Below are 2,504 nucleotides of genomic sequence, written 5' to 3'. Positions count from 1 at the left end.
CCACCAATAGCTACCACACCCAATGATATTAACTTTTGTGATAATGACAATGATGGCTATGGGACGTTTGTTTTAGATGCTGTGCCTGCAGAGGTTATACCAAATGATGGTCAATCTTATACGGTTACTTACCATGTTACTCAAACTGATGCAGAAAATGGAGTAAATGTATTTACTAGCCCATATGAAAACATTGTTCAAGATCAACAAACATTGTATGTTAGAGTAGAAAATGATGCTACCGGATGTTACGATGTAGTACCTTTAGTATTAATTGTAAACCCAACTCCTATTGTACCTATAGATCTGCCTGATTTAGAGTTATGTGATGATAACGTTGCTGATGGATATACAGAGTTTGATTTAAGTGAGCAAGATGCTACTGTTTATGGTGCACAAAGTACGTCTGATTATACCATAGAATACTATTTAAGTGAAACTGCTGCTGAAGAAGGGTTGTACCCTTTACCATCTAATTATTATACCAACACTTCTCAATACCAACAAACAGTTTGGGTACGTTTAGAAGATAATATTACCGGATGTCCTACAATACGTAGCTTTGATTTAATTGTAAACCCTAATCCTGTAATTAATCCGAATTACGATAATGATTTGGCATTATGCGATGATTTTGGTGAAGTAAATGATGAGTTAACAGTTTTTGATTTAACGGTTGAAAACGATGAAATTACTGCTGGTGTTAATGGGTATGTAGTTACTTATTACGAAACAGAAGCAGACGCTATTGCTGGTACAAATGCTATTGCAGATGATACTGCTTACGAAAATACACTTGGAAATCCGTATACGTTATTTGTTCGTGTTGAAGATTTAAATACGGGTTGTTACTCAAAAACTACGGTCACGATTAGAGTATTAAATAATCCTACACCGCTTACTAATAATCAATCTTTAGAAAACTGTGATGATGATTTAGATGGAGATGAGAACAATGGTCAGGTTGAATTTGATTTAACTACATACGAGGCTGATTTATTAAATGGTGAAACAGATGTAACAGCAACATATTACGAAACGTATACTGATGCTTATGACGGTACAAATGCTATTTCAAACACTACAGCTTATTATAACGTAACTCCAGATTTACAAACAATATACGTTAGAGTTACTAATGATAATACAGGATGTTATACTGTTGTAGATTTTAATCTTATTGTAATTCCGTTACCGGATGTTACCGATGAGACAGTATATTATCTGTGTGAAACAGATAATGACGATATTGAAAGCTTACCACTTACCGATATGGATAGTTGGGTAATGGACGGGGCTGATACAAGTGGTGTTTCTATTGTATATTATCCAACAGAGGCAGATGCTATTGCTGACCAGAATGAGTATGCAGGGCCTAATATTACTGTAAATGGTACAGAAAGTATTGCTGTAAGAGTTGAAGACACCGTTACCGGTTGTATTCAAACAATTGCGTTCACTATAGATATTGAACAAGCACCATTAGCTGAAACTCCTGATGTTTATGCTATATGTGAATCATTAGATGCTAATGGATATTATAATAATGATGGAGAAGAAGAATTTGATCTTACGATCTCTGCCGATATTGTTATAGCGGGTCAAGACACAGCAGCTTTCACTGTTTCTTTCTATGAAACTTATGATGATGCAATTAATCAAGAAAACGCCATACCAACCGATGAATGGTATCCGTATGTAACAGGTAGTACTATAGTGTACGCTGTGGTTACCAATAACGATACCGGATGTACCAATGGAGATCCTATAGAGGTTGTTTTAGAGGTAGAACCACTACCAGAGGTTACCTTAGATGACGCTGGAGGAATTGTATGTACAGATGCTACTAACAATCCTGTTTTAGGTACTGATTTAGGTACTGACTATACCTACACCTGGAACACCGGTGCTACAACACCAACTATTGAGGTTACAGAAGCTGGTGAATACTACGTTACCATTGTAGATAGTAAATCATACAACCAATGTAGTTACCAAACCAATCATGTATATATAGAAGAAGCTTCGTTACCATCAGAAACACCAACAGTCATACAATCGGAAGTATTTAATGGAGACAACAATGTAGAGGTGATAGCAGAAGGAGCCGGAGTATCTAACTACGGATACCAACTAGATGGAGGAACCATGCAAAACAGCGGATTATTTACCAATGTAGCTCCTGGTGTGCATACTATTACTATAACAGAATTAAACGGTTGTGGTAGCTTAACGCTAGAGGTGAGTGTGGTTGACTACATGAAGTACTTTACCCCTAATGGAGACGGTGTAAATGATACTTGGAGAATTATAGGTTTAGAAAGTCAAACCAATGCACAGGTATTTATATTTGACAGACAAGGTAAGCTTGTAAAACAATTGAGTTCTACCAGTGACGGATGGAATGGTACCTTTAATGGCACTATGTTACCATCTAACGACTATTGGTTTAAGGCTGTTTACACAGAGCCAAACACAGGACAAGTAAAAGAATTTACTAGTCA

1 protein-coding gene is annotated in these 2,504 nt (G+C 36.5%); it reads left to right on the top strand.

The features are described from left to right. Positions 1 to 2,504 (top strand): T9SS type B sorting domain-containing protein (locus NBRC110019_RS16625; RefSeq protein ID WP_281756594.1); only part of this gene is annotated, 2,504 nt, incomplete at both ends.

It is taken from the genome of Neptunitalea chrysea (genome assembly GCF_027924145.1).
Classification (GTDB): Bacteria; Bacteroidota; Bacteroidia; order Flavobacteriales; family Flavobacteriaceae; genus Neptunitalea; species Neptunitalea chrysea.
Note: the sequence above shows the minus strand (reverse complement) of the source record. Positions and strands in the feature narration are given on the sequence as shown.